Source organism: Streptomyces sp. SID13726 (assembly GCF_010548375.1).
Classification (GTDB): Bacteria; Actinomycetota; Actinomycetes; order Streptomycetales; family Streptomycetaceae; genus Streptomyces.
In genome coordinates this window covers 1-776 of record NZ_JAAGLY010000088.1, presented here as the reverse complement: position 1 = coordinate 776, position 776 = coordinate 1, and the positions used below count along the sequence as shown (strand labels likewise).

The window sequence follows — 776 nt, the reverse complement described above, 5'->3', positions numbered from 1 at the left end:
AGGTCCACCTGGTCGGCTCCTCGTACGGCGGCTGGCTGGTCATCAACCAGGTCCACCGCAGGCCCGAACGCCTGGCTTCGGTCACCGCCCTCGACCCGGGCGGTCTGGAGAAGGTCGGCCTGCGCTTCTTCGTCTGGATCTTCGCCAGCCTCTTCGCCACCTACGCCCCCAAGGCGTGGCGCCCCCGTCTCGCCAAGTGGCTGGAACAGCCGGTGATCGTCGTTCCCGAGCTCCGCGCGATGATCCAGGCGAGCGTGAAGGCCTTTCGGATCCGCCGCCCGGCGCCGTTGCCGCTGTCGGACGCGGAACTGGGCTCCATCCGGACGCCGTTCTACCTGATCATGGGCAAGCGCAGCCTGCTCGTACACCCCAAGCGGCAGGTGGAACGCGTACCGCGCCTCATCCCCGGCGCCCGTGCCGAGATCGTCGCCGCGACCGGCCACGGTCCGCAGATCGACCACCCCGACCTGGTCAACGCCCGGATGCTGAGCTTCATGGAGGACATCGACTCCCCCGACCCGGCGGCGGCACGCGGCACCGCGAACGCGTAGCCGCGAGGCCGAGACGCGAACTGTCCAACAGCGCATAACCCAAGCTCGACGGGTACCGGTTGCTCGTGTTCACTCTGGACGGTCCGGGTGGGCGCGTGCAGCTCCAGACCCACCGCGGCGCCCCGGTCCAGGACGCGTTCCCCGGCCTCGTCACGGCGGTTGCGCAGCCACCGGTCGGCCTGGTCCTCGGTGGCGAAGTCCTCGCCTGGGACGGGGAGGCCGGCG

The 776-nt window shown here is 70.6% G+C and carries 1 protein-coding gene; it reads left to right on the top strand.

Annotated elements, in window-relative coordinates:
- The coding region (locus G3I78_RS46485) for an alpha/beta hydrolase (protein ID WP_164436595.1) at positions 1 to 551 on the top strand (551 nt) is incomplete at its 5' end.
- Positions 552 to 776: the final 225 nt, after the last annotated feature.